This is a genomic window from Paenibacillus sp. J31R120 (assembly GCF_056269225.1).
Map to the genome: position 1 here is coordinate 1 of NZ_JBWDNN010000011.1, position 25011 is coordinate 25011.

Here is a 25011-nt window from a genome sequence, read left to right on the forward strand (position 1 = left end):
CAGAGGGCCCTGTTGGTCCAGTCGCGCCAGTCAGACCGGTCGGTCCTGTGGAGCCAGTCAGCCCTGTTGGCCCAGTCGCGCCAGTCAGACCAGTCGGTCCTGTAGAGCCAGTCGTCCCCGTTGGTCCAGTCGCGCCAGTCAGACCGGTCGGTCCTGTGGAGCCAGACGGCCCTGTTGGTCCAGTCGCGCCAGTCAGACCGGTCGGTCCTGTGGAGCCAGACGGCCCTGTTGGCCCAGTCGCGCCAGTCAGACCAGTCGGTCCTGTAGAGCCAGTCGTCCCCGTTGGCCCAGTCGCGCCAGTCAGACCGGTCGGTCCAGTGGAGCCAGTCGTCCCCGTTGGTCCCGTCGCGCCAGTCAGACCGGTCGGTCCAGTGAAACCAGTCGTCCCTGTTGGCCCAGTCGCGCCAGTCAGACCGGTCGGTCCTGTGGAGCCAGACGGCCCTGTTGGTCCAGTCGCGCCAGTCAGACCGGTCGGTCCAGTGGAGCCAGTCGTCCCCGTTGGTCCAGTCGTGCCAGTCAGACCGGTCGGTCCAGTGGAGCCAGTCGTCCCCGTTGGTCCAGTGACGCCAGTCAGACCGGTCGGTCCAGTGGAGCCAGTCGTCCCCGTTGGTCCAGTGGAGCCAGTCGTCCCCGTTGGTCCAGTGGAGCCAGTCAAACCAGTCGGTCCAGTGGAGCCAGTCGTCCCCGTTGGTCCAGTGGAGCCAGTCAGACCGGTCGGTCCTGTGGAGCCAGTCGTCCCCGTTGGTCCAGTCGCGCCAGTCAGACCGGTCGGTCCAGTGGAGCCAGTGGTCCCCGTTGGTCCAGTCGCGCCAGTCAGACCGGTCGGTCCAGTGGAGCCAGTCGTCCCCGTTGGTCCAGTGGAGCCAGTCAAACCAGTCGGTCCAGTAGCTCCAGACAGCCCAGTAGCTCCAGACAGCCCAGTAGCACCCTTTGGTCCTATTGCTCCGGGAATTCCTCTCTTTCCATCATTGCCCTTTTTTCCTCGGGGCCCTCTTTCTCCTCTTTCTCCTCTTTCTCCTCTTTCTCCTCTTTCTCCCCGTTCTCCTCGTTCTCCTCGTTCTCCTTTACTTCCAGTCGGCCCTGTCGCTCCATCATATCCTTTAGGCCCACGACATCCTTTAGGTCCACGACACCCTTTAGGTCCTCTAAGTGCTTTGAAAACAATTTTTTTATCATTCTTTTTCTTAATGACGATCGCTACTCTCTTTCGTTTGCTTGGGCAGAGTGAAGATCTAGTAACTTTATGTTTTTTGTTTGATTTATATTTACGGTTTGATAAGTGGCTCAAAAGTGGCACCTCCTTATGCTAATAATATAGAGTATTAAAACAGGTATTTAATTGCATGGGCATTGCTAGGTAGAAAGAGGTAATTTTAAGTATTTATATTTTAGAGGTAGAGAGAAGCGTTGCTTGACCTAATAAAAGGCTGCTGCCAACAGTCGAGTAATAGCAAATCTACAATTCAAAGGGACTTATGAGACATTCGAATTTCTCCCCCACTTTTGTGCTTGAGAATAATCCACATTTAGCAAACGGTCCATTTGTATACTCTTTACTACTACATTAGCAATGGAACAAGCTCTTTAATAGGAAGCGATTATTTTTTGGATATAAACTTAACCGACTCTGGAAAAAAAGCTTGATTTGAAGAGCATAACTCTTAATGGCATTTACAATATTGAGGCTTTATGTAAAATTAAGAAGATTAATAGCGGAAAACAGAAAAACGGTTGACACTTCCGTTACGTAAGAGTGTACATTGGCTCGTGAAAGGGGATGGAAACGCCATGAAGATGAAAGAAGTAAGCAAGCAAACGGGCCTAACGGAACGGACGATCCGCTACTATGTGGAGGAGGGGCTTGTCTCGCCCGAGGTTTCGGTCCGCAACGGGCGGGAGTACCGCGAGTATTCGGCGAAGGATGTGGAAGACCTGCACACGATCGCCGGACTTCGAAAGCTGTTTTTTACCATTGATGAAATCAAGGATATGCAGCAGCGGCCGGAACGTATCCAAGAGGTGCTATCTGCTTACAAGTTAAAGCTGGCCAATGATGCGAAAGCCAAGGCGGCAATTGTGGATGCGCTGAACGGTATTGCTCCGGGCGAACTGCGGGATGTGGCAAGCATAGCAAGCAAGCTAAGGGATATGTCCGAGAAGCTGCCGTTGCCGCAGAGAGACATTAATCCGAACTTCGGGAAATTCGAGCAAGGAACGAAGACGGAACGCGAGCAGGAATACGGCCGGTTCGTTGAACGGCAGGCGAAGCAATTTAAGCGGGGGAAAATGATAGTCTACTCAATCGCGATATTAAATATATTAATGGCGGTTTTTTCGTTTTTCTTGAATTTCAATATCTTATCGCTAATCATTCAGATTATACTGGCCATATGCTTGATCTCAGGGGTAACATGGGTACGCTATTTGTTCGCTGTCGGTGCGGCGCTGGCGGTATTCTTAAGTGTACAGCTGCTCGTATTGAGTGTAAGTGAAGGACTTATTGGTTTTATCATCTATTCGATAGTTGTAATTGCCTACTCCGGAATAAGCAGCTTCCTTCTCTTCAAGAGCGAGGCGGTAAGCGAGTTTCTATATGCGCAGAAGAATGGCTGACACTCTCCTCTGGAGAGTGTTTTTTTATTTCTCTTTTTTTCGACATTTCCCGGGTAATTCAGCAGGTCTTAGCCTCTTTCATGCCGAATACACTTATTTGAAGGGGAGGGATAAGATGGACTTGTGGTTAATTTGGCTCATCGTAGCGGGAGTGCTTATTGTAGTTGAAATGCTTACGCTGACCTTTTATCTCTTATGGCTGGGCGTCGGCGCATTGGCCGCGGCAATTGTCGATGTCATTTATCCGGATGCTTGGCTTCTTGAAGTCATAGTTGGATGCGTCGTCGCATTGCTGCTTACCGTATTTACGAAGCCGCTCACCCGCCGATTCCAAGTCGGGAAAGGGTTCCGGGATGCTGTCGATGAATTGGTCGGAATGCAAGGAACCGTGCTTGAAGCGATTGATCCGGATACGCCGGGCATTGTAAAGATCGGCAGCGAGACGTGGAGCGCCAAGTCGAACGAATCGATCGAAAAAGGCGAGGCAATTATTGTCATCAGCCGCGGAAGTGCCTTTTTGCAAGTAAACAAATGGGGAGGTTAAACTATGGGTTGGACTGTAACGATTGTTATTGTTGTGATCGCGGTTGTATTCATCGCGATGTCGGTGAAGATTATTCCGCAGCAGAGAGTCGGCGTTGTTGAACGTCTGGGCAAATTCAGCAAACTGCTGACGCCTGGCATCAATATTCTGATTCCGATTATCGACCATGTGCGAACGTACCACGACTTGCGTATTCAGCAAGCTAACGTACCGCCGCAAACGGTTATTACGAAGGATAATGTTCAGGTCAAAATCGATACGATCATCTTTTATCAGGTGACGGGACCTGAGCAAGCTACATACGGAATTTCCGATTATGTATACGGCGTGCGGAACATCAGTACTGCAACGATGAGGCAGATTATCGGCAAGATGGAGCTCGACGAGACACTGTCGGGCCGGGAGAAAATCTCTTCGGATATTCGGATTGCGCTGGATGAAGCGACGGAGAAGTGGGGCGTCCGGATTGAACGTGTTGAGGTTATTGATATTCAGCCGCCAACCGATATCCAGGATGCGATGGATAAGCAGATGAAGGCGGAGCGTAGCAAGCGCGCCTTGGTTCTGGAAGCGGAAGCTGCGAAGCAGGACATGATTCTTCGCGCGGAAGGCGACAAGCAGAGTAAAATTCTGAAGGCGGAGGGCGAGAAGGAAGCCCGTATCCGTCAAGCCGAAGGTCAACGACAAGCCCAGGAGCTGGAGGCGCTTGGCGAGGCGAAGGCGATTCAATCCATCGCCGAAGCGGAGAAAAACCGGATTGAGCTGCTTCGCTCTGCGGGTCTTGATGAGCAAGTACTTACGTATCGTTCCCTGGAGGCACTTTCCGACATAGCGAATGGAGCGGCCAATAAGGTATTTATCCCGACGCGTGCTGTGGAGACGCTTGGCAGCATTGGAGCAATCGGCGAGATGCTGAAGGAGAGCAAAAAGTAAGAATGCCATTACAAACAGCTTCCCTCCAAGACGGCCAGCCTTGGAGGGAGGCTGTTTTCGCTGACGGATTATTTGATAAAAATCGAGGAATTTCCGCAATCTGATATCCTTATTCGAACATTCACCTTAAAACAACCTTAAAAAAGTGTGACCAAAGACGGAAATAAACGTATATCCCTGTATGAGCAACACATATTGAAAGGAGAGAGTGTTTTGAACTTTATGAACCAGGACCCGAACGGCCAGCCGGCTCCGAATCCCAATCGCAAGCCGCCTGAGCTGAAGCCGGGAACCGTCAAGAAGATCGCGATCGGTGTAGTAGCAGCCGTTGTGCTGTTTTATCTGGGATCGACATCCTTTTACACGGTACAGGAGCAGGAGCGCGCGGCTATACTGACGTTCGGCAAGTATGATCGCGAGACATCTTCCGGCTTGCATTTCAAATGGCCTTCGCCAATTCAGGAGGTTCGAATTGTTCCTGCTGAGCTGACTCAGCATATTACAATCGGTTACCGTGAGAACGGCAATACGGTTACATCGGTAGATGAAGAGTCTATGATGATTACGGGAGACGAAAATATCGTATCAGCCGATGCGGTCGTAACTTGGAAGATTAGCAATATCCGCAATTATTTGCATAATATCAGCAATCCGGAGCAGTTTCTTCGGAACTCGGCCAGTGCGTCGATCCGTTCCGTCATCGGGGCGCAGAAGCTGGACTACGCGATTACGGACGGCAAGACCGCCATCCAGGATCAGGTTCGCGAGAAGCTGATCGAGCTGCAGAACAAATACGAGACTGGCATTCAAATTATTGATTTGAAATTCCAGGATATCGAACCACCGGGCGGAGAGGTTGAAGATGCGTTCCGTGCCGTCACCAATGCCCGCGAGGAGAAGAATACAAAGATCAATAATGCATCCAAATATGAAAATGATCGCATTCCGAAAGCGCGCGGCGAAGCGCAAGCGCTTATCGAGAAGGCAGAAGGGGAGAAAAAATCCCGTATTCTGAACGCGCAGGGCGATGTGGCGAAATTCAATGCCATCTATTCTGAATATGCGAAGAACCCGGGCGTAACCGAGAGCAGACTTATTCTGGAGACGCTGGAGAAAATCCTGCCAAATGCCCAAATCTTCATTACGAACTCGGGCAGCGATACCGTCAACTATTTGCCGCTTAACGAGCTTCTGAAAGGAAGCGGATCTTCATCCTCAAGCAGCAACAATAACAACAATAATGCTAATCAACAACCGCAAGGAGGTGACGGACAATGAAGCCAAAGCACTGGATAGGTATTATTGGCGCCGTCGTCGTGCTTATGATTGTCGCAGGTTCTCTCTTTGTTGTTAAGGAAGGCGAATACAAGGTTGTGCTCCGCTTCGGAGAAGCAAAGAGATCAGTTATGGAGCCTGGACTTAATTTCAAGATTCCGTTTATCGAAAGCACAACGACACTGCCTAAGTATCAAATGACGCTGGAGAGCAAAACGGGCCAAATTATGACGAAAGACAAAAAGCCGATCTTGGTAGATAACTACACGATTTGGCGTATCCAGAATCCGGGGAAGTTTTACCGCAACTTGTACGCAGTAAGCGGGGGCTCGCAAAGGATTGAAGAGTTTGTCTATAACTCTGTCAGAAGAAAGCTTTCAGAAGTTGATTATGATGTCATTATTAGTGAAAACTCGGCAAGAGGAAATATCAATGACGAAATTACGAACGATGTTTCGCTTGCATTGGAGCGTGCTGATTACGGCATCGAGATTATAGACGTCCGTATTAAGCGTACGGACCTGCCGGATAGCAATAAGCAGAGCGTATACAACCGTATGATCTCCGACCGTCAATCCATTGCGGCACGTTATCTGTCCGAGGGCGACGAGGAGTCCCGGAAAATTACGTCCAAAGCAGATCGGACCGCTATGGAGCTGATGGCACAAGCGGAAGCTGATGCGAAGAAGATCATTGCCGAAGGCGAGCAGGAAGCAGCTCAGATTTATAATAGTGCTTACGGCAAGGACGCTCAATTCTACAGCCTGTATCGAACGCTGGAAAGCTATGTAGTGACATTGAAGGATAATCCAGTCATCATGTTGCCGATCGATTCGCCTTATGCGAAAATTTTGTTAGGAAAATAATGAAATCCATTTTGCCGACGCTAGCAATCTCTCAAAAATATGCGGTTGTCCCTGGTTAAGCGTACACGAGTGTCATAGATTCTCTTCATAGGTTATATAGAGGTGAATCGATTGGCCAAAAACTACGCAAGCCGCAATATTAGAGGGAAGCTGCGCGTCTGCAATTACTTGCTGAAGGATGCCGAACTGCGCCAATACGTGCCCAGGACGGTGTCCTTCAGTCGTTCCAACTTGCAAATGATGACAGATGCCTATTCATCCATATATGTGAAGCCGGATATTGGATCATTAGGGATCGGCGTATGCAAAGTGAAGCGAAAAGGAAAAGGTTATGAATTGAAAGCGGTAGATGGCAAGCGGCAATGGAGCGCCCGCTACGATAGCTTCTCGGGACTGTACCAGAAGTTATCCGGCATGAAAGGGAAGCTTATTATTCAGCAAGGCATCAAGCTGGATCGCGTGAACGGCCGTCCTTACGATATAAGAGCCATGGCGCAGCGGAGACCGGGAGGCAATTGGGTCTGTACAGGCTATATGGTAAAGGTAGGGGCTGCGAAAAAAATTGTCACGAACTACTATCAAGGCGGCAAGGTCTATACGCTCGGCAAGCTGCACCGGAAGCTCGGCCTGTCAGTGGATGAGGCAAGCCGCAGAGAACGGACGTTGTCATCCGCATCCTTGCGGATCGCAAGATCACTTAGCCGCAGAAGGTCGGGCATGAACGAAGTAGGCATCGATTTTGCCCGTGATTCGTCTGGCAGTCTATGGGTGCTAGAGGTGAATTCCAATCATCCTCAGTTCCATCCGCTGAGAAATATTGACCCGGAGGCTTATCAGAAAATGAAACGGTATGCGTCTTATTATGGCAGACGGACTGCCAAATAGCGGAGGATTAAAGATCGGGAGATTATCCTGGTCTTTTTTCATGTGCGATCATGTTTGGGGTTGAAAAACTAATGGTATTAGTTTATATTAAAACTAACGACATTAGTTTTAGAAAAAAGGACGTGGCTTAATGAGAAAAATTCATCAACAATCGGTTATTCAACTCACCTATCTGCCTAATTTGTTTCCAGTCAACTGTTATCTCGTAGAGGAGAAAGACAGCCTAACGTTAGTTGATGCCGCTCTTCCCGCCAATGCACCGGCTATTCTGAAGGCGGCTGAGGAGATAGGCAAACCGATTACCCGGATCGTCTTGACGCATGCGCATGGCGATCATGTCGGTTCGCTTGATGCATTGAAGAAACAGCTGCCGGATGTTACCGTCTATATTTCGGACCGAGACGCAAGGCTTCTTCGAGGGGATACAGCGCTGTTGGAAGGGGAGGAGCAGCTGCCGATTCGCGGAGATGTTCCGAAGAACATCGAGACATTACCGGATGTACGGCTTCAAGATGGCGATCGTGTCGGCTCGCTTCTTGTGTTGTCTACTCCTGGCCATACGCCAGGCTCCATGTCCTTCTATGATGATCGGACAGGTGTGTTGATCGCAGGTGATGCTTTCGCGGCACGGGGCGGACTGGCGGTAGCCGGACATATGAAGCTTAGCTTTCCGTTTCCGGCCCTTGCGACATGGAGTCCGCTAGCCAGTCTTGACAGTGCGCGCAAGCTCGCCGATATGAGCCCAGCCTGGCTGGCTGTGGGACATGGCAACATGATCGCTCAGCCTGAGCAAGCCATGAGGAAGTCGATTGCCGAATGTGAACACCGTCTTCTTAAGAAAGGGGTGTTCAAGCATGTCACCTAGAGCCGGATTGGATTTGACACAAATCGTAGTGACGGCGGCGCAGCTTGCCGATACGGAAGGGGTAGAAGCGGTAACGCTAGCTTCCCTCGCCCAGAAGCTGGGAGTCAGGTCCCCTTCACTCTACAACCACATTAATGGGTTGCCTGCGCTTCGTTCTCATCTGGTGCTGTATGGTTTAGAGCAATTGAATGATGCTCTTCGGGAAGCTTCAGGACAGCGGCAAGGAGAAGAGGCGGTGATGGATATCGCGAATGCTTACATGTCATTTGCGAGAAATCACCCCGGACTGTATTCATTAACGCTACGTTCCCCCTCCCATGAGCATCAGGAGCATGTAAAGCTTGGCGGCGAGCTTGTAGAGCGGCTGTTGACGGCATTAAAGCCATATGAGTTGTCGCAGGAGCAAGGCATTCATGCTGTGCGGGGATTACGAAGTCTGCTCCATGGCTTCGCCTCGATTGAAGCGGAGGGAGGGTTCGGCATGCCCCTGGAAGTGACCGAGAGCTTCCGCTTCGCGCTGGGACGATTTTTGGCAGGATTGGCACAGCCGAACCTTTAGTTAACTTTAACTGTACATTTTCGAATCGCTGTAGTAATATCCAATCAAATGACGTGATGAGTGAGGATCCTTCGCCTTGTGCGAAGGGTCCTCCGTCCGTTCACATCCAAGACAAAGAAGGTATCGATGACATGTTGGGACGTATGTCCAAAGCAAGCTCTCACGTCGTAAAGTTCGGTATGCCGATGACAGCCCGGGTATGGCGGAATGCCCGCATTGACCTCGGGGCCTCCTGTTTGTTCGGTCTATTCAATGTTGTCATGAATCAATTCTATGTAGCGTTTGCGATACAACAAGGAGCTAGCAACCTTCAGGTTGGATTGCTTACCGCGGCGCCTGCTGTCGGTCTGATCTTTTCGCCTATATGGGCGAACTGGATTGAGAAGTCTCGCAACCCGAAGCCGTTCGTCATTATTCCAAATGCGATCGGCAGGCTGCTCTTGCTGCTCCCTGCGTTTTTTAGCTATCCATCTGTTTATGTCGTAGCCGCACTGCTGTTCCAATTGCTGATGGGGATTCAATCGCCAGCGTACGCTGCGCTTGTATCCCGCATGTACCCCACGGACATTCGCGGTCGGCTCATGGGCTATGTCCGGGTAGCTATGGGCATTCTCATGATTCCTCTCGCTTATATGGTCGGCGGATGGTCGGAAGCTTTCGGCCCTTCCGGACCGCTTATTGCAGCTTCTATTGCGGGGGTATTGTCCATTGGTTTATTCAATACGCTCAAGCTCTCTAAGAAAGTGGAGCGCAGCTCTCATCCCGCAATGAAAGCGGATGCGGAACCGGATCGGAAGCGACAGAAGTTTTCGATGCGGGAGCAATGGGAGCTTGTCGTATCGAATCGAACACTTGCCGTATTTCTTGCGGCAACGACATTCGCCGGCTTCGGCAACATGCTGGCCAGTCCGCTTTACCAAATTACACAGGTCGACGTGCTTGAGTTATCCAATGTGCAGATCGGATATGCGCGTGTCGCTTACTTTACGGCCTTACTTCTCACGTTCTGGATTGCGGGTCTGATGATTGACCGATTCCATATCAAATATACGCTTATGATCGGTATCGGGGCGTATGCCGTTGTACCGATGCTGTACGGCGTATGGGGGACCTATAGCGCTGTTATTGCGGGCAATGCGATTCAAGGCATTGGCGAAGCGATATGGGATATCGGTATTCTGGCTTTTGTATTCCGGCTGGTGCCGGGCCGTGAGGCTATGGTATTCGGCATTCATCTCATGCTATTTGGTGTACGGGGAACGGTCGGGCCGCTGCTGAGCTCATCGCTGACATCGAGCCTGTCGCTAAGTACGCTCCTGATTGCAGCCTCCATCTGTGGATGGATCGGCACGGCGCTGTTCGTGTTCGGCAACAGGAACCAAAAAGGGCTGGCAGGCTCATCATAGCTAAAACAAAAAAGAGGACATTCTCATTGCTTGCAGCAATGGAGGATGTCCTCTCTTGTTAGATCAGGCAGCTTAATATAACGATATCGTCAGCGTGTCCCGCTCGTAGTACGAATGAAGCGTAGCTTCGCTGCCTACGATCTCGACGCTTATAAGAGAAGTGATACATTTCTTCAAGGCATTTTTCCCGGTAGTGAGCTTACGGTTTAATACAGTGGACAGCTTGTCCAGCGCTTGTTTGTTTGTATCCGTTAAGTATACGGGTATCGTTTTATTTTGGAACATCAGCATAGTTTTCATGGTTTTGACCTCCACCCTACGAAGGATTTTTTTCTAGTCTAACGGATAAATATTAAATAAGTCTTAAAAAACAGTGAGCAAAAGGTTACAAAATCGTCACTTTTCAGTATTCATGCATGATTGCGGGGCCGATCCTCGCCTTAAGCTGTAATTAGTATACTGCAAAGTGATTGGATTGCAAGCTGTTTTTCCCGATCCCGCAAAAAAGAAACAGACGGGGCAACCGAATCAGACATTGAGGCATCAGAGCAAAATTGCATAAAAAGAAACTAATAAGACAACTGTTTTCCGGCAAGGAGGATCGATATAATGGAACTCGTAAGGCAAAATACGACACAACATAAGTAAGCAGAATATAACGAAAAAGGAGTGCGGCTTCTATGACACGGATGGGCATTGGTTTACAGATGTATACCCTGAGGGATGTTACGGCTGTCGATTTCGAAGGCACCCTGCGCAAGGTTGCGGAATTAGGCTATGAAGGCGTTGAATTTGCAGGCTACGGTGGTATTGAGGCGGAGCGTATGCGCGACCTGTTGCAGGAGCTTGGATTGAAAGCAATCGGAAGCCATATCGGCTTGCATCTGCTGGAAGGCAATCTGGAGAATGAAATCGCTTACCTGAAAACAATCGGGGCGAAATATGCAATATGTCCATGGCTGCCTCACGAGGCACGCGATGCGGAAGCATGGCGCGGCCATCTGGTGAAGTTCGAGCAATACGGCAAGCGTTTCCGCGAGGAAGGCATTGCTTTCGCATATCATAATCATGAGTTCGAATTCGAGGTTGAGCTGGACGGCCAGGTCGTATTCGACGCTTTGTACGAGCGGATTTCCCCGGAATATTTGCAAGTTGAGATGGACATTGGCTGGGTACAATATTCGGGTATTGATCCGGTGAGCTACGTGAAGAAATACGCAGGCAGATTGCCGCTGCTTCATCTGAAGGATTTCCGCGGCGGGGAAAAAGGCAAACAGATCGATACGGTTGAGCTTGGCAGAGGCGATTTGCCGCTGGATGCCGTTATTGCTGCTGCTTCTGAGTCGTCCGTGGAATGGATTATCGTCGAGCAGGACGTATGCGCGAATCCGCCGCTCGAATCGGTTGCCACAAGCATGGCGTGGCTGAAAGAAAATTATTTATCCAAATTTGAATAAAGGCAGGGGAATTCTATATGTCTAAAGTAAGAATTGCTGTAATTGGTTGCGGATCGATCTCGAAACATCGTCATATTCCGGAGTATGCTGCGAGCCCGAATGCTGAGCTGGTCGCATTTGTTGATCCGGTTATTGAGCGTGCGCAGCAATTTGCGGATACGTACGGCGCTAAGGCTTATTCCGATTATGAGACCATGCTTGCAGAGGTAAAACCTGATGCAGTCAGCGTATGTACGCCGAATGCGCTTCATGCGCCAATGAGTATTGCTGCGGCCAAAGCTGGCGTACATGTGTTGGTCGAGAAGCCGATGGCGGTTACGGATGCCGAAGCGGAAGCCATGATTCAGGCGGCTAAGGACAATAACGTACAGCTGATGGTCGGCCACAACCAGCGCTTTATGCCTCCACATGTGAAAGCGAAGCAAATCCTTGAATCCGGCGTACTTGGCAAAGTATTGACGTTCCGTACTTCCTTCGGCCACCCGGGTCCGGACGGCTGGAGCGTAGACGGTGCGAACAGCTGGTTCTTCCGTAAGGAAGAAGCATTGATGGGCGCTATGGGTGACCTCGGCGTTCATAAGTCCGACCTGATCCGTTGGATGCTGAATGATGAAGTGGCGGAAATCGGAGCGTTCGTAGGCACACTTCATAAGGAAGGAACGCAGGTCGATGACAATGCTTCCTGTATTCTGCGTATGAACAGCGGCGCAATCGGTACGCTGGTGGCAAGCTGGACCTATTATAGAGGCGAAGACAACAGCACGATTCTGTGGTGCGAGAACGGCGTTATGAAGATCGGCACGCATCCTGATGATCAAGTTATTGTAGAATTGCGCAACGGTACGGTTGAGAAGCATAAAGTAGGCGCAATCTCCACAAACGATAAGCAGGAGTCCAGCGGCGTCGTTGACGCTTTCCTGGAGAGCATCGTGAACGACACAACTCCGGCGGTATCCGGCGAAGAAGGCAGAGCGTCGCTTAAGGTGATTCTGTGTGCCTTCGAATCTCAAGAAACAGGTAAGTTTGTTTCGGTAAACGGGTAATTTTCCAGCCTATTTCAGGCTATGAATACAGCCTCCAATCCTATGCTATTCATAGGGTTGGAGGCTGTTTTTTGTGTATAGAGCCCCATGAGTAGATTCTCATAATGCAGTAATGGCGGGAGGTTCACCCTGATTTCTGCGGGACTGGTAATTTTTGCGCCATGAAAGGGCTTTACCCCCATGCTAAGATAAGGGACATCGAGGGCCGATTCGATAAATTCTAGCAATTTGGGAGGAATGAAAGAATGAAAATGCAGCCAATACGCATAGGCGTAGCTAGCATTCTAGCGGCAACGATGATCGGAACAGGTTGGGCAGCTCCGAAAGCAGATGCCGCTAATGCAACACCGATCGATATGAATGCCCAAACGTACTACATCAATTATGAAGCCTTAAATACAATTGCTCAAAAATACGGCATTAACTTGGACAAGCTGAACATTAAATTTAATGGCATTGTCATCAAGTGGCCATCGTTCGGCGGTACTGCACCAACACCGACCGTGAAGCCAACACCGACCACAAAGCCAACGCCAACACCGACCGTAAAGCCGACACCTACAGCGAAGCCAACGCCGACACCGACGGTGAAGCCGACTCCTAAACCAACCACGAAGCCAACGCCAACACCAACGGTGAAGCCGACGCCAACTCCGGCGCCAACGCAAACACCGGCTCCTGAGACGGGCACATTGCAAACTCAGGTTGTAAATCTGGTGAATCAAGAGCGTGCGAAGCTGGGTCTGCCGGCTCTTCAAACAGACGCTTTGCTCAATAAAGTAGCGACTGAGAAGGCAAGAGATATGGATGTGAACAACTACTTCAGCCATACGTCCCCAACGTACGGTTCGCCATTCGATATGATGCGTACCTACGGAGTGAAATACTCGTATGCCGGAGAGAACATCGCATCCGGACAACGTACGGCAGCACAAGTCATGAATGATTGGATGAACAGCCCCGGACATCGCGCCAACATCGTAAACAAAAACTTTACGAAAATCGGCGTCGGTTATGTGAATGGCAAATGGGTTCAAATGTTTATTGGCTAATGAATAATAAATCGGGTTTGGGAGCGCCTACGGACAAATGTCCGGACGCTCCGGACCTGAACTAAAATCATGTTGGAGGTACTACGTTTTGAAGAAAGCTTTTCTGGCAAGCGCAGCAATTGCATTATCGATCACTTTATCCGCTGGTACGGCACACGCATCGGCAGGCACACATACGGTAACAAACAAGGATACATTCTGGACGTTGTCTCAGCAATATAAACTTCCGCTTCAAACGCTGATGAACGCCAACGCTTCCGTCGACCCCATGAATTTGCAAATCGGAATGAAGCTGGCTATTCCAGGCCAGGGTCAATCTACTGAGTCCTTGAAGGCGATGGCCGACTCGTCTGCTGCAGTTCCGCTTGGAAGTGGCGGTCATGTACAAGGACCAGGCGGCTATGACTACGCCTATACGGATCAATTGTCGCTTAAGGCTACGGCCTATACGGCAGCGGCATCCGAGAACGGGAAATGGGGCGGCGTGGATTACTTTGGCAATAGACTGAAGGTAGGCACGATTGCAGTCGATCCGAAAATGATTCCGTTAGGCACGAAATTGTTCATCACCGGCTACCAGTACAACGGATTGCCAAGTGTAGGCATTATCGCAACTGCAACGGATATGGGCGGTTCGATTAAAGGCAATCGCGTCGACATCTTCGTACCGGGCTCCACACAACAAGCGATGAAATTCGGCGTTCAGAATATAGAAGCTTATATCCTGAAGTAACGTCTACCGATAGGCTTTTCTTCCGAGCAGCTCAGGCAAGGTTACGATATCGTAGCCTTTGCCCTGCAGCATCTCGATCAGAACGGGAAGTGCATGGATCGTTCCCGACAGATCCTGGCGATCCCCGCCTCCGGCATGCTGGAGAATGATTGAGCCAGGCTGCAGCGTCTTCTTAATGTTCGCGAGGACGCGTGCGCTGCTCGGATTATTCCTCCAATCCTCAGAATCCACATCCCAATTCACAACGGTGAAACCATTTTCTTTGCCCCACGCAATCTGTTGAGGCTTCATCTCTCCGTATGGCGGTCTTACCAGTCTTGGAGAAACCCCCACAATCCGCTTGATGATACCATCGGTTTTCCATATTTGCTGTTGGAATTGCGCAATCGGCAGCTTGGACAATACCGCATGGTTATACGAATGATTGCCGATCACATGCCCTTCTCTCATGATCCGTTTCACAAGCTCGGGATGCTTGGCAGCCCGGTCACCCACGATAAAGAAAGTGGCACGAATGTGATATTGGCTTAATGTATCCAGGATTTCAGGTGTTACACGCGGATCAGGTGCGTCATCGAATGTCAGAGATACGTTGCGCTTATCCCGGGAACCGCTCATGACGAAGGTGCCGGGGTATTTATTTTGCATATTGACCCATGACATGTCATCATTGCGTTTATTAGCCCGCTTGCTATTACGCTTGCCTGAGCGATTTACTTTCTTTGATTTTGTCCGATTCTGATTTGGTTTTGTGCTCTTATTTTTTTGACGTACGGTAGACTGCTTTTGTTTCGTCTGCGGATTGGTAAGTTGTTGCTTGGCCGGTTCTAATATCCATGTTGAGATTTCGCTTACGGATGAGGCAGAAGCGGATGAACCGACTCCCGCCAAGCTGCCTGTGGCTAGGGTTACTGAGAATACGATTTTTAAAAGCGTTTTTAGTGTTGGCATACCTGCTTCATCCCGTTCTTCTGGCTTAGTTTGCTTGATGCTCTACATATAACCTTTCCGGCAAGGATTAGGTTCATGCACAGGATGATGGTTTCGCGTGTTAACAAAAAAAGACTCGAACCGATTACGGTTCGAGTCGATAGCGACTTCTTATTTCATTTTGAATACTTGAATCGTACGCTGCAGCTGTGTAGCCATCGTAAGCATACGTTCTGTCTCTTGGACAACGGCTTGTACGGAAGCGATCTGCTCATTCATGGAAGCCGATACTTGCTCCGTGCCGGCAGCTGATTGCTGTGTGATGGCGGAGATATTCTGAATCGCTGCGGAGATCTTTTGCGCGCTTTCCAGCATTACATCGCTTTCTTGGGAGAACGCATAGATCTGATTCGTAATAAACCCGATGCTCTCTTCAATCTCCTTGAATACATGCTCCGACTGGCGGATATGCTCCGTCTGAAGATTAACGACTTCCTCGTTGACTTTCATATTATTAATGGCTTGCTGAATGCCCTCGTCAATGCTCTTCACGAGATTGAAGACTTGCTTCGTTGAAGTCGTCGATTCCTCAGCGAGCTTCCGTACCTCTTGAGCAACAACGGCAAATCCTCTGCCATGCTCTCCTGCACGCGCCGCTTCGATGGACGCATTCAAGGATAGCAGGTTCGTCTGCTCAGCGATGTCGGAGATCGTCGTCGTTATAGCCGAGATGCCTTGCGCCTTTCGGGCCAGATCCTCGATAGTCTCACCGACCTTCGCCGTAGCCTCTACGTTGCGCTGCATCCCCTCTGCCTGAACTTCAAGGGCATTGCGGCCCTTCTCCACCAGCAGGATCGTCTGCTCGGAACGCTCGTTCATTTCTTTGGTAGATGTGGCGTATGATGAGACTTTCTCTTCGATCTCGGTGATAGACGCGCTCATGTCGGTCACATCCTCGGAGATCTCGTTGGCGCCGGTTGCGAGTTCGTTTGCGGATGCGGCTACTTGCTCCATTGCTGTTTGAATTTGGTTGTTCTTCTCGAAGATGCTGCGGCTTGTATCCGCGACATGCTTGATGATGCTGGACGTCTCCGTCAGGATGTCGCGCAGCTTGTCCACCATACTGTTGAAGGAATGGCCAAGCTCGCCGGAGCCGGAGCTTGCGGAAGTGTCGATCTTCTGGGTGAAGTCGCCCTTGGATATCCGATAGGCTGCTCCGGATATTTCTTCGAATGATTGCGTAATGGATTTCTCAATAAAGGATACAATGGGAAGCGCGGCAATCGCCAGTACGGCAACCCCGATCAGGATCGGAAGAATCTTGCCTCCGAGGATCGCTGTCATCAGGACCGTGACAATGGCAAATAGTACTAGATTGAAATAAGTGGTAATCAACAGTTTACTGCGTACCGACTGAGAATAGTACCATTGAATCATTATGTAAGCGCTCCTTTATATGGAATACCCATATTATAACACCGTGGACGAAAATGGTCTATAATTGTCGAACGCGTTTTCAGGGTCTTTAGTCTTAATTTAATAGGTCTGAAAGCGCAATCCTGAATTCGGAAATTACCAATAATTTTTTCGGTGAACATTCGTATAGGCGATGCTACCATTATAAGCAATTCGATGTTTGATTTAGAGGAATTTTGTCGGATTCACCATCGTTATGTCGAACTTAAAGAGGAGGATTACGGGAAATGGAAACAAGCTCGGTATCTTTGGCGCGTCAGGTAGACTTTGTATTTAGACAGCTTGAGGGAGAGCTGACGAACGCAGCGGCTGGTACGGTATTAATCCACATTCGCAACAACTCGGTAGGGAAGTTCGGCTTGCGGCATCACCCGATCGAGACGAGAAACGGCAAGATTGAAGGAACGGAGAAGGGGCTGTCAAGCGCACAGGTACAAGCCTTCAGGCAAATGGCAATCGATGCGCTGAAGCTTCGACAGGATTGGACCCACGGAGAAATATTGTATGACTTCACGGTTCGTCCCAGCAACAATTCTTGGTCGGCGAGTATCCTGTACGAATCGAATTACAATATGGCCACGTGGAGCAATCGTTATGTTCCGCAGAATCGGCCTCAGCATATGCTGCGCGAGTATTATTAGCGCAGACCAGAGAGCAATGGCTGCGATGCGGAGCCATTGTTTTTTTTGGCCGCCGAATTCGAGAAAGGCAAGCAGCGGTCCTTACAGGAAAGTGCCGCAGTGACGATGAAGCATCTGATGTGGAGCAGAGCGAGATAATATAGGCTTAGAGCATCATAAAACCATAGGCGATTAAAGGGCTGCCCGGCCATTCGGCTAGGACATGGCGGCTAATGGAGGCTTTGCCGCAATCGCATAGCGGAGCCATCATGCCGAGCAGCGCGCCGAATATGACGCCGGCAAGGGGGCGTTTTGGCCTATAGCGGCGGATCAACTTATCGGGGACGAATACATGCAATAACGCAGAGAATAGCAAGCCGAGCAGCATGAAAGGTATCGCTTCTATTTAAAAGCCGATAATGCGTTTAATGCCGCGGTTGGGCAACCTCAGCGCTGGTTGTCGGATGAGCCGCTTTGTTCGGAACGTCTTCTGAGCCGGGCTTTCACAATAAATCCGGCTCCTACGCTGAATAGCGAGAGCAAGCCAAACAGAAGCACGAGCCAGACGCTATGGCTGATGGAGATCGCGGTCGCACTAAGGAACAGAATGGACAGAGAGGCGAAGAACAATGAAAGTGATTTTGACATATCGATTAACTCCTTATAGATAACCTTTCAAAAAGGTTAAAATATTTTTTGAATCATTAGCATAGATTCTGAAGCGATGCACATAATAACTTTGCAAGCTTGCAACACACAACGTGCAGAGGACGAAAGGAGATATCCCTATGAGCAGAAGCAACCAACTAATTGTCCCACAAGCAAACCAAGCACTGAATCAATTGAAACTTGAGGCAGCGCAAGAGCTGGGTGTACAAATTCCAGCTGACGGCTATTATGGCAACGTATCGACACGCGACGCAGGTTCGCTTGGTGGATACATCACGAAGAAGCTGGTTCAAATCGCTGAACAACAACTGTCCGGCGGCATCCGCTAAACGCTTCTTATACACAACGTTGCATTAACCAAGAAGTCCAAGGGAAACCTTGGGCTTTTTTAATTGGAAGCAACCCAAAAGCGGAGCCCCTTCCCATTGTGCAGGAAGGGGCTCCGCTCCGTCAATGTCAATACGTATCCATTCGCAGCCTTTTCATCAGCCGTTCATCACTCAGCCAGCCGACGTATGATCCAACCGTTTCAAATTGTTTATTCATCATCAGCACGCCAACGAACGGATATTGCTTGCGGTGGCGATAACGAACATCGGCCCAGCGGACTTCATATCCCCAAGTATGCTCCTTCACGTCCGCGCAGGCGAAGTTGGTGAAGTATAGAAAGGAACGAATGGCGGGATCATTTTTTGATTTTTCGACCGCGGGGTGACTGGAACACTTTGTTTTGTCCAGCCATTTGAGCTGTCCGTTCCGAAGATTGCCAATATGGAATGTATGATCTTCCGATTGCTTGACGACATTCCAGATGGAGAGCGAGATGGTCGGAATGGCGATATAGCTGTCGCTCTTGTGATAGCCGTGATCGAGCCGGGGCAGCTTGCGCACAATTTGCCGTGCGGAGTAAGTTCGCCATACGTAATATACGACCAGAAGCAGATACATGAGCGGAAACAAAACTGCGGGATTTACGAGACCTGCCGCCCACAGTAAAATGGCTATGAGATGTACGGTGAAGATAACGGGGTCGAAGATATGGATAATATTCCAGGATATCCATTTTTCATTGAACGGCCGCATGGCTTGCGTGCCGTATGCATTGAACAAGTCGGTTAAGACGTGTACGGCTACCGCCAGCAGAACCCAGCCGCCTACATGAAGCCAAGGCAGGCTTCCCCTGTAGAGGAGCTGAAGCAAGCCTGTAATCGCGATCGTCCAGAGCAGCACCGCGGGAAGCGAATGAGACATTCCCCGATGATTGCGAATATAACAAGCATTGCCTTTCAGCCGCAGCAAATTGTCCAGATCCGGCGCTTGGGAGCCGGCTATTGTGCCGATCAGCACAGCGGTGTGCACGGCCGGGCTCGCCGCGACGATCGGGTCGACCATCGCAAGACCGGCAAGTCCAATGCCCATGACAAGATGCGTTCCAGTATCCATGAGATGTGCCCCCCTGATTGAAGTGGATGTTAAGCGTAGTATCGGCGAAGCAGGGGAACTTTATCAATTGATTCGAGAGGAGACTCACGCCAAATGTACATTTGTTTTGCAGAATATAAGATCAAGCAAGAAAACAGGGAAGCCTATTTAAAGGAAGTGGATAAGCTGCGCTTGCAGGAAGCAGAGCTTGTCCATGTATATGAGGGAACGGATCAGCCTTCCTTGTTCGTAGAGGTCTGGGATTGCAAGGACGAGGCGCATGCCCTGCGCGTCAAGGAGGAACGTTTGAGCGGACGCTCTCCTTGGTTCGCGCTCTCAAGCTGGATAGAGGGGGGACCGGCCAAGCTGCACGTCTGGACGTTCAAGCCGGTTGCATCCAGCCTGACATAGGGAGGATTAGCTTTATTCGCTGACTGGCGAGCTTTCAGTAACGGTCGCGCCTTGGAACGGATATTCATATTTGATCGGCTCATCAAAGGTTACATAATCGAGGTTAAGCATCAGTAGAAGGTAGCGCATGCCAGTATTGGGATCGCTTATGATGATATGATCGCGTCCGGCCGCTTCAATTCTGCCCTTGAATATTTTTGCATTCCATTCGCGGTTGTTCTCATACGTCATGTAGAAGGTGCCGATTTTGCCTCTGTTCAGGCGCAGAATGTTCTCGACGTATGATTCTTCATTACCGGGTACCGTTACAATATTGCCGCCGCCGGGTGTGACGACCGAGCCGCTTGGGACCTGCGGAGGCATAGTGCTGGCAGCTGTATAATTGGAGACCGCAGCTTGCTGCGAATATGGCTGTGCATACGGCTGCGCATAACCGCCGCCGTATCCGTATGCGGCTCCATAACCCATATTGGGTCCTGCATTGGCCATGCTGACTTGCTGCTTATAACCGTAATTCGACATACTGTTAATCCTCGCTTTCAATCGTTAAGAATGAAATAATTCGACAACACTAATAAACGGAAGGACAATCTGCTGACGTTGGCACATAGAAGCAATGAGCCTTGAAGCGGCCGCTATGCGATTGATCCCACCATGTGTCAGGACAGGCGCCTGACGGACGGAAGAACCACAGCGCATTGGAAGCGGGATGCTGGCGCTCTCCTCCGATTACCCGTTTGGCAAGGCGAACGTCGCTGTCCCTTGCCTTCTGGTAGAAGTAGCCCTTTGTACTGGCTTCAAAACCTCCTGGGCTTTGATAGACCATGTCGGGAATGGAGCGTATGTTTTTGAAGTCAAGGCAATTGCCGCGGACGCGGTTGACACCGACGTTGCCAACCATCAGCATGCCGAGCTCACCTTCGCCCTCGGCTTCGGCCCGCATGAGTCTTGCGAGCATTTTCGTCTGTTCCGCGTTTGCTTTGATAACGGCCATAATGGAGCGGACTCACATCCCTTCAAAATCGTCGTAATCTGATAGGCGTTTGCCACATGGTTATTGTATGGATGGGCGGGCAGAATGGTTCCAGCTCAATTACAAATGATTTGTCACATTTTGAGTGTCGAATTCATGAACAAGGGGCATGAACGTTGTCACCGCTCTGTTTTTTCGGTATGATTAGATTCGATTCATCAATGAAAGATAGACGCGCCCGGCGCGTCTTGTCGCATAACTCGGGAGGCTAGCTTTGTGCTGAAGGACTTGATTGCTTTAACGAAACCGCGGCTCCTTCGATTGAATATGTTCGCTGCGCTTGGCGGTTTTTGGGTAGCTTCGAAGTGGGATATTGATATCGCGCTTATGATATGGATGCTGATTGGCTCCACCCTGACGATGGCTTCGGCTACCGTTGTGAACAATTATTGGGATCGTGAATTGGACCAGAAGATGGAACGCACTAGAAATCGTACGCTGCCGATGGGCAGAATGACGCCGTCTGCCGTCCTGGCTTACGGCCTTATTCTTGGTGTCACGGGCATTGCGTTATTATTTTTAATGGTTAATCCGATTACAGGCTGGCTTGGACTGCTGGGATGGTTTGTCTATATTGTCATCTATACGATGTGGCTGAAGCGTACCTCGACATGGAGCACGTCTATTGGCGGCATATCTGGCGCCATGCCTCCGGCTATCGGTTATTGTGCCGTTACAGGCGAGATTGACGCTGGTGCGTGGATTTTGTTTGCTCTGCTGTTCCTATGGCAGCCTGCGCACTTCTGGTCGCTTGCGATCCGCCGCGTAGAAGAATACCGGGAAGCGGGTTTCCCGCTGTTGCCTGTTGTGAAGGGCATTCAGCGCACCAAGTTGCAGATGATTCCATACGTTCTGCTGCTTCTGCCGTCGGTTATTCTGCTGTACTGGTATGGATACGCGGGCATTTATTTTCTTATTATTTCCGTCGTACTCAGCCTTGTATGGCTTGTCCATACGCTGCAAGGCATTAAAGCCAAAGATACGGACAAATGGGCTAAGGTTAACTTTTTAATTTCTGTCAATTATTTAATGGTTGTCTTTATTGCCATGATCGCGAATACGACTTCGGTGTAATCAGAGCCAGATCGGGTGCATGAGGACCAAGGGGAGAGGAATAAAGATGAGTTTTCTGCGCAAACACAGCTTTAAGATCGCCGTGCTGGCATTATGTGCGGCAATGGGCATTTATTTATTGTATATGTACGGTCCGAAGAAAGCGGAGCCGCTGCCATTGCTTCAGGCAGCACCTGCTTTCGAGATGAATGATATCGACGGCAAGCCGGTATCGCTGGAGTCGACCAGCGGCAAAGTTCGTATCGTCTACTTCTACTTTGCCAATTGCCCGGATGTGTGCCCGCCGACCACCTTTATGCTGGGTGAGGCGCAGGACATGCTGAGGGAGCAAGGCACGCTTGGAGACAAGGTCGAGCTGATCTCGATTACATTTGATCCGGAGCGGGATACGCCGGACGCGATCAGACAGTTCGCGGAACGCACTTCGGTTGATACGGACGGCTGGCACTTCCTGCGCGGCGAAGAGGCTGCTACGATTCAACTGGCCCGCGATTTTGAGGTTGGTGTCATTAAGGTAGAGAAAGAAAATACCTTTGCTCACTTCAACGTGATTACGCTGGTCGATCAGAACGGCCAGATCCGTGAATGGATTAACGGCAATGACGAAGAACTGACGCCGGAATATATCGTTCAGCAGATTAACAAGCTGCTCTAAAATTCATCTTTCATCCACCTGGAAGCGGGATCGGTCGCAGGATATACAATATGCGCATCGAGGCCCGCTTTTTCTAATTGCTGGATCAAATACTCGTCCGGCGTATGCTCGACGCCCGCATATCCCCGGCGCGTATAGATATGTTCTGCATCGGGAAACAGATCTCGGAGCATCCCGCGAATGCGCTTGCCCGATGAATCGTTATCGGTAAAGATATAGACGGCAAGTCCTCCGATATCCTTGCGAAGCTTCTCCAATTGATCCGTCCCCGGCGTCCCGTACGTACAGTAGATGCCTACTTCTTCATTCAAAACTCGTCTGAGCTTGCTTCTGTCGTTTTTTCCTTCCACTACGATGGCGTATTCCATATTCAATCCCCCTGTTCAACCTATAGTGTACCATCGCGCGAGCCGGAATAAAAAGCAAACGGCCCGACATGCGGGCCGCTGCTTATATGCTATGGTTTACCAAAAACCTGCACACACAATGATTACGAGCAGGATAAACAAGACGAGAATTGTGCCTACGTTATTGTGGCCGTGATGACCAAAGCCTCTGTGATCTACGCCTCCCATGGAGTCACCCCTCTCATTCGTTCAACGTCAAGGCATCAACCGTGCCACTCTCGCGCTGCGGTAGTCACTTGACACAATGTATCATATGAGCAGAGATGACAAATGCCTTGTGCATTTACCTATATTCAGGAAAAATGGGTGTTTGGCGTCATCGTTCTTATTTTATAGAATGGCAGCAGGGTTAGGCCGATCATGAGTCCTAGAAAAGCAATGTAATAAGGCGATACATGGCCGCGCAGCTGTCCCGCCAGCATCGGCCCCAGGAAAGCCCCTACCGAGAAGGCGATCGACAGGATGGAGAAGGTGCGGCCGTAGCGGGCGCCGCCGCTCAGCTCGATCAGCAGCGTAGACAATGCTGGCAAAACGATGCCCTTCGCCATCCCGATGCCGAGCAGCATGACTGGCAGCGGCAGTGGCACATCGGCGGCAATGCCGAAATACATCAGGGCCAGGCATACCGAACCAAACAGGGTGCGGGAGAAGGCTGGGAACCGGTTAAGGAACATCATGCTCAGTGTAATGAGGGCGCCTATGCTGATTACGGAGAAGAGAAGCCCGGTTGTCATCATCGCTTCCTTGGTTTTCGCCATAAGCGGCAGCTCGAAGGAGAGGATGCCTTGGGCGCAGCTGATACCAACAGGCAGCAGGAAGATAAGCCAGGGCAAGGCTGGTATGGGCTCGGCTTGCTTCTTTTTCTTCAAAGCGGCAGGCGCCGGGGGTTCCCCATCCGCTGCAACCTTCGTCTCGTCAAGCTTGCGGTTTATATCTTTGATGAAGAAGAGAGCGCATATGGCCGTTATAACAAGGACCCATCCCAGGACGGTAAAAGCAACGGCGAAGCCGATCTTGGCAACCAGATATGCTCCAGCAGCAGGGGATACGACAGAAGCCAGCGTATGAACTAATCCGTTGCCCGCCATGAGCTTGCCCTGCTCGGTTCGATCATCCGTAAGGCGCGCCAGCAGCGCAAGGCAGGCAGGCGAGAGGAAAGCGAGCACAAAGCCGCTGATCGAACGAAGCAGCAGCAGCTGCCAAGGGTCCGTCACATTGGACTGGAAGAGCAGGATCACCCCTGCAGCGAGCAGACTGAACACGATAAACAAACGGCTGCCGTAACGGTCGACCCCGAATCCGGCAATCAGATTGCCCGGAAGATGGGTGATCGAATACATGCCCATCATCAATCCAATGAATGACGGAGCAGCTCCGATCGAGATGGCGAACGGCGTCAGAATCGGATATTGCGCGTGCAAATCAAAAAACGCGACGAACAAAAACAAGTAAAGCCAAACAGCGGTTTTCATTGGCATATATCTCCTTTGCTCGGTCCCTTCTATCTACTTGTACGTCACGATGGGACAGGATATGTCTGCCTGTATTGGAAGTGAGCGTTTACGCCCTTTCGCCCGTAGGCTATAATATTTTGTAATCGCGTTTTGTACGAGATATAATGGAGGGGATCGTAATGAGTTTTTTGGATTTTACATCGTATGACACAGAGACATGGACAACGTTTTTCAAAGATAACTGGCTGGTGCTCGTCATAGCGCTGGTTGTGCTGTTTTTGGTCATTCGAATTGTGAAGACAGTCGTAAAGTGGGCCATCGTTGCCGCACTCGTTATTGGCCTTGTGCTGTACAGCGGATATACACTGGACGATGTCAAGGATATCGGCTCTAAGGTCATGGACAATGTGAAGCAGGAAGCGCTCAATGTAATGGTTGGAGACGGGAAAGATGCGGACTACAACCTGAATGAAGACGGGACCTATACGGTCAAAACCAATAATGTAGAGTTGAAAGGCGAGGTCGGAGCGTCGGAAGTAAAGGTATCTGTCCACGGTGCGCCGTATATTACGTTCCAGATTGACGGTGTAATCCAGACATTTATCGATCAAGCAAAGCTAAACGGTTAG

The 25011-nt window shown here is 50.2% G+C and carries 31 protein-coding genes; 19 read left to right on the forward strand and 12 right to left on the reverse strand.

Annotation, left to right across the window (positions count from 1 at the left end; all coding sequences use genetic code 11):
- Positions 1 to 871 (reverse strand): hypothetical protein (locus AC0YNW_RS26125; protein ID WP_475834408.1); only part of this gene is annotated, 871 nt, incomplete at its 3' end.
- A 65-nt stretch (positions 872 to 936) separates the two neighbouring features.
- Positions 937 to 1176 (reverse strand): hypothetical protein, encoded by a 240-nt coding sequence (locus tag AC0YNW_RS26130; RefSeq protein WP_475834409.1) that lies wholly within the window; start codon positions 1174 to 1176, stop codon positions 937 to 939.
- Between the two features lie 612 nt (positions 1177 to 1788).
- Here AC0YNW_RS26130 and AC0YNW_RS26135 point away from each other — a divergent pair.
- The 9 genes from AC0YNW_RS26135 to AC0YNW_RS26175 all read left to right on the forward strand — a co-directional run bounded on the left by AC0YNW_RS26135 (position 1789) and on the right by AC0YNW_RS26175 (position 9946).
- Positions 1789 to 2613, forward strand: coding sequence for a MerR family transcriptional regulator (locus AC0YNW_RS26135; protein ID WP_475834410.1), 825 nt, complete (start codon positions 1789 to 1791; stop codon positions 2611 to 2613).
- A 115-nt stretch (positions 2614 to 2728) separates the two neighbouring features.
- Positions 2729 to 3157, forward strand: a complete 429-nt coding sequence (locus tag AC0YNW_RS26140; RefSeq protein ID WP_475834411.1) for an NfeD family protein — start codon at positions 2729 to 2731, stop codon at positions 3155 to 3157.
- A 3-nt stretch (positions 3158 to 3160) separates the two neighbouring features.
- Positions 3161 to 4090: an SPFH domain-containing protein gene (locus AC0YNW_RS26145; protein ID WP_475834412.1), complete on the forward strand. Its 930-nt coding sequence runs from the start codon at positions 3161 to 3163 to the stop codon at positions 4088 to 4090.
- A 222-nt stretch (positions 4091 to 4312) separates the two neighbouring features.
- Positions 4313 to 5368 carry an FtsH protease activity modulator HflK gene (gene hflK, locus AC0YNW_RS26150; RefSeq protein ID WP_387470508.1) on the forward strand — a complete coding sequence of 352 codons (1056 nt, stop codon included), beginning with the start codon at positions 4313 to 4315 and terminating at the stop codon, positions 5366 to 5368.
- Positions 5365 to 6231: a protease modulator HflC gene (gene hflC / locus AC0YNW_RS26155; protein ID WP_387469059.1), complete on the forward strand. Its 867-nt coding sequence runs from the start codon at positions 5365 to 5367 to the stop codon at positions 6229 to 6231. Before hflK ends, hflC begins: the two co-directional genes overlap by 4 nt.
- A 111-nt stretch (positions 6232 to 6342) precedes the next feature.
- The gene (locus AC0YNW_RS26160; RefSeq protein WP_475834413.1) at positions 6343 to 7116 is read left to right on the forward strand and encodes a YheC/YheD family protein; all 774 of its coding nucleotides are present in this window, start codon (positions 6343 to 6345) and stop codon (positions 7114 to 7116) included.
- 130 nt (positions 7117 to 7246) lie between these two features.
- On the forward strand, positions 7247 to 7981 hold the full coding sequence (locus tag AC0YNW_RS26165; RefSeq protein ID WP_475834414.1) for an MBL fold metallo-hydrolase: 735 nt from the start codon (positions 7247 to 7249) through the stop codon (positions 7979 to 7981).
- A complete protein-coding gene (locus AC0YNW_RS26170) occupies positions 7971 to 8540 on the forward strand; it encodes a TetR/AcrR family transcriptional regulator (RefSeq protein ID WP_475834415.1) in 570 nt (189 codons plus the stop codon). The genes AC0YNW_RS26165 and AC0YNW_RS26170 overlap by 11 nt, the downstream gene beginning before the upstream one ends.
- A 131-nt stretch (positions 8541 to 8671) precedes the next feature.
- Positions 8672 to 9946, forward strand: a complete 1275-nt coding sequence (locus AC0YNW_RS26175; protein ID WP_475834416.1) for an MFS transporter — start codon at positions 8672 to 8674, stop codon at positions 9944 to 9946.
- 72 nt (positions 9947 to 10018) lie between these two features.
- Here AC0YNW_RS26175 and AC0YNW_RS26180 read toward each other — a convergent pair whose 3' ends face one another.
- Positions 10019 to 10246 carry a 3-dehydroquinate dehydratase gene (locus AC0YNW_RS26180; protein ID WP_387469049.1) on the reverse strand — a complete coding sequence of 76 codons (228 nt, stop codon included), beginning with the start codon at positions 10244 to 10246 and terminating at the stop codon, positions 10019 to 10021.
- A 380-nt stretch (positions 10247 to 10626) separates the two neighbouring features.
- Between AC0YNW_RS26180 and AC0YNW_RS26185 the strand changes: the two genes are divergently transcribed.
- The 4 genes from AC0YNW_RS26185 (at position 10627) to AC0YNW_RS26200 (ending at position 14231) form a co-directional block, all read left to right on the forward strand.
- Positions 10627 to 11403 (forward strand): sugar phosphate isomerase/epimerase family protein, encoded by a 777-nt coding sequence (locus tag AC0YNW_RS26185; RefSeq protein WP_387469047.1) that lies wholly within the window; start codon positions 10627 to 10629, stop codon positions 11401 to 11403.
- A 17-nt stretch (positions 11404 to 11420) separates the two neighbouring features.
- Positions 11421 to 12446 carry a Gfo/Idh/MocA family protein gene (locus AC0YNW_RS26190; RefSeq protein ID WP_475834417.1) on the forward strand — a complete coding sequence of 342 codons (1026 nt, stop codon included), beginning with the start codon at positions 11421 to 11423 and terminating at the stop codon, positions 12444 to 12446.
- Between the two features lie 245 nt (positions 12447 to 12691).
- On the forward strand, positions 12692 to 13498 hold the full coding sequence (locus tag AC0YNW_RS26195) for a CAP domain-containing protein (protein WP_387469043.1): 807 nt from the start codon (positions 12692 to 12694) through the stop codon (positions 13496 to 13498).
- 88 nt (positions 13499 to 13586) lie between these two features.
- Positions 13587 to 14231 (forward strand): 3D domain-containing protein, encoded by a 645-nt coding sequence (locus tag AC0YNW_RS26200; protein WP_475834418.1) that lies wholly within the window; start codon positions 13587 to 13589, stop codon positions 14229 to 14231.
- 3 nt (positions 14232 to 14234) lie between these two features.
- On the opposite strand, the gene AC0YNW_RS26205 is transcribed toward AC0YNW_RS26200, so the two are convergent.
- Positions 14235 to 15182 carry a polysaccharide deacetylase family protein gene (locus tag AC0YNW_RS26205; RefSeq protein ID WP_475834419.1) on the reverse strand — a complete coding sequence of 316 codons (948 nt, stop codon included), beginning with the start codon at positions 15180 to 15182 and terminating at the stop codon, positions 14235 to 14237.
- 150 nt (positions 15183 to 15332) lie between these two features.
- On the reverse strand, positions 15333 to 16595 hold the full coding sequence (locus AC0YNW_RS26210; protein ID WP_475834501.1) for a methyl-accepting chemotaxis protein: 1263 nt from the start codon (positions 16593 to 16595) through the stop codon (positions 15333 to 15335).
- A 269-nt stretch (positions 16596 to 16864) separates the two neighbouring features.
- Here AC0YNW_RS26210 and AC0YNW_RS26215 point away from each other — a divergent pair, with 269 nt between their 5' ends.
- The gene (locus AC0YNW_RS26215; protein WP_387469037.1) at positions 16865 to 17278 is read left to right on the forward strand and encodes an O-methyltransferase; all 414 of its coding nucleotides are present in this window, start codon (positions 16865 to 16867) and stop codon (positions 17276 to 17278) included.
- A gap of 145 nt (positions 17279 to 17423) precedes the next feature.
- On the opposite strand, the gene AC0YNW_RS26220 is transcribed toward AC0YNW_RS26215, so the two are convergent.
- Together AC0YNW_RS26220 and AC0YNW_RS26225 are read right to left on the reverse strand one after the other, a co-directional pair.
- A complete protein-coding gene (locus tag AC0YNW_RS26220; protein WP_475834502.1) occupies positions 17424 to 17663 on the reverse strand; it encodes a permease in 240 nt (79 codons plus the stop codon).
- Between the two features lie 41 nt (positions 17664 to 17704).
- Entirely contained in the window at positions 17705 to 17905 is a 201-nt protein-coding gene (locus tag AC0YNW_RS26225) for a hypothetical protein (protein WP_387469035.1), read from the reverse strand.
- Between the two features lie 140 nt (positions 17906 to 18045).
- On the opposite strand from AC0YNW_RS26225, the gene AC0YNW_RS26230 reads away from it, so the two are divergent.
- The gene (locus AC0YNW_RS26230; RefSeq protein ID WP_387469033.1) at positions 18046 to 18255 is read left to right on the forward strand and encodes an alpha/beta-type small acid-soluble spore protein; all 210 of its coding nucleotides are present in this window, start codon (positions 18046 to 18048) and stop codon (positions 18253 to 18255) included.
- Between the two features lie 127 nt (positions 18256 to 18382).
- Here the strand turns inward: AC0YNW_RS26230 and AC0YNW_RS26235 are convergent, their stop codons facing one another.
- Positions 18383 to 19369: a metal-dependent hydrolase gene (locus tag AC0YNW_RS26235; protein WP_475834420.1), complete on the reverse strand. Its 987-nt coding sequence runs from the start codon at positions 19367 to 19369 to the stop codon at positions 18383 to 18385.
- A 93-nt stretch (positions 19370 to 19462) separates the two neighbouring features.
- Here AC0YNW_RS26235 and AC0YNW_RS26240 point away from each other — a divergent pair, with 93 nt between their 5' ends.
- A complete protein-coding gene (locus tag AC0YNW_RS26240) occupies positions 19463 to 19759 on the forward strand; it encodes a hypothetical protein (RefSeq protein WP_475834421.1) in 297 nt (98 codons plus the stop codon).
- Positions 19760 to 19771: 12 nt separating this feature from the next.
- Here AC0YNW_RS26240 and gerQ read toward each other — a convergent pair whose 3' ends face one another.
- Together gerQ and AC0YNW_RS26250 are read right to left on the reverse strand one after the other, a co-directional pair.
- On the reverse strand, positions 19772 to 20227 hold the full coding sequence (gerQ, locus tag AC0YNW_RS26245) for a spore coat protein GerQ (RefSeq protein ID WP_475834503.1): 456 nt from the start codon (positions 20225 to 20227) through the stop codon (positions 19772 to 19774).
- A 103-nt stretch (positions 20228 to 20330) separates the two neighbouring features.
- The gene (locus AC0YNW_RS26250; RefSeq protein WP_387469025.1) at positions 20331 to 20753 is read right to left on the reverse strand and encodes a cell wall hydrolase; all 423 of its coding nucleotides are present in this window, start codon (positions 20751 to 20753) and stop codon (positions 20331 to 20333) included.
- A 234-nt stretch (positions 20754 to 20987) separates the two neighbouring features.
- On the opposite strand from AC0YNW_RS26250, the gene cyoE reads away from it, so the two are divergent.
- Positions 20988 to 21866, forward strand: a complete 879-nt coding sequence (gene cyoE, locus AC0YNW_RS26255; RefSeq protein WP_387470504.1) for a heme o synthase — start codon at positions 20988 to 20990, stop codon at positions 21864 to 21866.
- Positions 21867 to 21912: 46 nt separating this feature from the next.
- A complete protein-coding gene (locus tag AC0YNW_RS26260; protein WP_475834422.1) occupies positions 21913 to 22521 on the forward strand; it encodes an SCO family protein in 609 nt (202 codons plus the stop codon).
- Here the strand turns inward: AC0YNW_RS26260 and AC0YNW_RS26265 are convergent.
- Both AC0YNW_RS26265 and AC0YNW_RS26270 read right to left on the reverse strand, forming a co-directional pair.
- Positions 22518 to 22889 (reverse strand): toprim domain-containing protein, encoded by a 372-nt coding sequence (locus tag AC0YNW_RS26265; RefSeq protein ID WP_387469021.1) that lies wholly within the window; start codon positions 22887 to 22889, stop codon positions 22518 to 22520. The genes AC0YNW_RS26260 and AC0YNW_RS26265 overlap by 4 nt on opposite strands.
- A gap of 332 nt (positions 22890 to 23221) precedes the next feature.
- Complete coding sequence (locus tag AC0YNW_RS26270; RefSeq protein ID WP_475834423.1) at positions 23222 to 24400, reverse strand: MFS transporter; 1179 nt, start codon at positions 24398 to 24400, stop codon at positions 23222 to 23224.
- A 161-nt stretch (positions 24401 to 24561) separates the two neighbouring features.
- On the opposite strand from AC0YNW_RS26270, the gene AC0YNW_RS26275 reads away from it, so the two are divergent.
- The gene (locus AC0YNW_RS26275; protein WP_475834424.1) at positions 24562 to 25011 is read left to right on the forward strand and encodes a hypothetical protein; all 450 of its coding nucleotides are present in this window, start codon (positions 24562 to 24564) and stop codon (positions 25009 to 25011) included.

Bases quoted from the DNA above. Each gene is read 5' to 3' on its own strand.
- AC0YNW_RS26130 (WP_475834409.1), bottom strand. From the start codon at position 1,176: ATGATAAAAAAATTGTTTTCAAAGCACTTAGAGGACCTAAAGGGTGTC.
- AC0YNW_RS26135 (WP_475834410.1), top strand. From the start codon at position 1,789: ATGAAGATGAAAGAAGTAAGCAAGCAAACGGGCCTAACGGAACGGACG.
- AC0YNW_RS26140 (WP_475834411.1), top strand. From the start codon at position 2,729: ATGGACTTGTGGTTAATTTGGCTCATCGTAGCGGGAGTGCTTATTGTA.
- AC0YNW_RS26145 (WP_475834412.1), top strand. From the start codon at position 3,161: ATGGGTTGGACTGTAACGATTGTTATTGTTGTGATCGCGGTTGTATTC.
- hflK (WP_387470508.1), top strand. From the start codon at position 4,313: ATGAACCAGGACCCGAACGGCCAGCCGGCTCCGAATCCCAATCGCAAG.
- hflC (WP_387469059.1), top strand. From the start codon at position 5,365: ATGAAGCCAAAGCACTGGATAGGTATTATTGGCGCCGTCGTCGTGCTT.
- AC0YNW_RS26165 (WP_475834414.1), top strand. From the start codon at position 7,247: ATGAGAAAAATTCATCAACAATCGGTTATTCAACTCACCTATCTGCCT.
- AC0YNW_RS26170 (WP_475834415.1), top strand. From the start codon at position 7,971: ATGTCACCTAGAGCCGGATTGGATTTGACACAAATCGTAGTGACGGCG.
- AC0YNW_RS26175 (WP_475834416.1), top strand. From the start codon at position 8,672: ATGTTGGGACGTATGTCCAAAGCAAGCTCTCACGTCGTAAAGTTCGGT.
- AC0YNW_RS26180 (WP_387469049.1), bottom strand. From the start codon at position 10,246: ATGAAAACTATGCTGATGTTCCAAAATAAAACGATACCCGTATACTTA.
- AC0YNW_RS26185 (WP_387469047.1), top strand. From the start codon at position 10,627: ATGACACGGATGGGCATTGGTTTACAGATGTATACCCTGAGGGATGTT.
- AC0YNW_RS26190 (WP_475834417.1), top strand. From the start codon at position 11,421: ATGTCTAAAGTAAGAATTGCTGTAATTGGTTGCGGATCGATCTCGAAA.
- AC0YNW_RS26195 (WP_387469043.1), top strand. From the start codon at position 12,692: ATGAAAATGCAGCCAATACGCATAGGCGTAGCTAGCATTCTAGCGGCA.
- AC0YNW_RS26205 (WP_475834419.1), bottom strand. From the start codon at position 15,182: ATGCCAACACTAAAAACGCTTTTAAAAATCGTATTCTCAGTAACCCTA.
- AC0YNW_RS26215 (WP_387469037.1), top strand. From the start codon at position 16,865: ATGGAAACAAGCTCGGTATCTTTGGCGCGTCAGGTAGACTTTGTATTT.
- AC0YNW_RS26225 (WP_387469035.1), bottom strand. From the start codon at position 17,905: ATGTCAAAATCACTTTCATTGTTCTTCGCCTCTCTGTCCATTCTGTTC.
- AC0YNW_RS26230 (WP_387469033.1), top strand. From the start codon at position 18,046: ATGAGCAGAAGCAACCAACTAATTGTCCCACAAGCAAACCAAGCACTG.
- AC0YNW_RS26235 (WP_475834420.1), bottom strand. From the start codon at position 19,369: ATGGATACTGGAACGCATCTTGTCATGGGCATTGGACTTGCCGGTCTT.
- AC0YNW_RS26240 (WP_475834421.1), top strand. From the start codon at position 19,463: ATGTACATTTGTTTTGCAGAATATAAGATCAAGCAAGAAAACAGGGAA.
- gerQ (WP_475834503.1), bottom strand. From the start codon at position 20,227: ATGGGTTATGGAGCCGCATACGGATACGGCGGCGGTTATGCGCAGCCG.
- AC0YNW_RS26250 (WP_387469025.1), bottom strand. From the start codon at position 20,753: ATGGCCGTTATCAAAGCAAACGCGGAACAGACGAAAATGCTCGCAAGA.
- AC0YNW_RS26260 (WP_475834422.1), top strand. From the start codon at position 21,913: ATGAGTTTTCTGCGCAAACACAGCTTTAAGATCGCCGTGCTGGCATTA.
- AC0YNW_RS26265 (WP_387469021.1), bottom strand. From the start codon at position 22,889: ATGGAATACGCCATCGTAGTGGAAGGAAAAAACGACAGAAGCAAGCTC.
- AC0YNW_RS26270 (WP_475834423.1), bottom strand. From the start codon at position 24,400: ATGAAAACCGCTGTTTGGCTTTACTTGTTTTTGTTCGTCGCGTTTTTT.
- AC0YNW_RS26275 (WP_475834424.1), top strand. From the start codon at position 24,562: ATGAGTTTTTTGGATTTTACATCGTATGACACAGAGACATGGACAACG.